General features: G+C 58.5%; 1 protein-coding gene. It reads right to left on the reverse strand.

Going from position 1 to position 1,348, the window contains the following annotated elements; translation table 11 throughout:
- Positions 1-1,348, reverse strand: a 1,348-nt coding sequence (locus tag AB4043_RS25655; protein WP_442308540.1) for an amylo-alpha-1,6-glucosidase, incomplete at both ends; no start/stop codon positions are given.

Below are 1,348 nucleotides of genomic sequence, written 5' to 3' on the forward strand. Positions count from 1 at the left end.
GGTATCGACCACGTCGAAGAGACAGCCCTTTTCGCTGTTCCAGAAGCGGCGGTTAAAGCTGTCGCGACACCGATTTGCCCATTCCAGATAGCGAGCTCGATCCGTACGAGTATCTTCAAGCGCCTCCAGCCACTCCACCAACAGGCGAAGCGCGTTGTACCAGAGCGCACTCAGTTCCACTGCCTTGCCACGTCGAGGTGTTACTACCCAGTCGCCGACTTTGGCATCCATCCACGTAAGCTGATACCCGTCCTGCCCTTGAACCATCAAACCGTCGTTCTGGTCGATATAGATGCCGAAGTCGGTGCCACGCAGATGCCACTCGGCAACATCGACCATCTTCGGTAGCAGGAACTCAAGCGTCTCCCAGTCGCTGGTTGCCTGCAGATATCGGTCAATGGCATGGAAGAACCAGAGCGTTGCGTCGGCGGTGTGATACAAACCGCTCGTTCTTCCTTCGGGAAACATATTTGGGATCAGACCGTTGTGGATGTAATTGCCGAAGCTGCGAAGGATGTATTCCGCCTCGCGATAGCGGCCGGTGGACAGAGTAAGCCCCTCCAGCGAAATCATGGTGTCACGGCCCCAATCCGTGAACCAGTGATAGCCGGCGATCACAGTACGAATCTCGTCTCCCACGGCATGAGCTCGGACCTGGTCTGCCGTACGTCCTATTGGAGTGATCAAAAATTGGTCGGCCGCAAGCACGAGTTCTGCGGGAAATCCTTCCCTTGCCTCGGGTGGCGCGGTCCGTAGCAGCCGGCGCTTCCGCTCCAATTCCGCAGCGAAGGCCGCACCAGGGGAGAGGGCCCGAACCTTCTCCCAATCTTCGGTCGATGCCGTAAGGGAAGCCGATTTTCCGGGCCGCAGCTCTCCCGTAAAGCCTCCAGGAGACCAGAGAGAGCCTTCCCAGTCGTAGCCACGAGCCTGCTCAATGCGATAACGCAGGTTATCGAGCCGCTGGGTCTTCATCTGGAAACCGCACTCGCCGCAATTCCAGACCAGCTTGAGTACGGGAAGATCGTCGCTGACATACAGCTCGAAACCGTCTTCCACACCGGTCCAGCGATACTGTTCTTCCGGCGGTCCCGCCAGCGAGTCATCATGCGACCGCACGTGCATCGCCGGCTGCACCTCCAGGCGTCCCCCCTCCCCCTCCAGCAGTGTGTAGGTGATGTATGCCGTGTTCTGCAGATGAACCATGCAGGTGCGCTTTTCAATCACATTCCCGCCGCAGCGGAAGACCCAGACCGGAAGTCCATTCTCCAGCCGGAACTCCGTGAGGTATGGGCTGATGGGGGCGACAGCGTCCTTATGGACCAGATCGTCACAGGCCAGAACATAGGAT

The sequence above is a fragment of the Terriglobus sp. YAF25 genome, assembly GCF_052113305.1.
Taxonomy (GTDB): Bacteria; Acidobacteriota; Terriglobia; order Terriglobales; family Acidobacteriaceae; genus Terriglobus.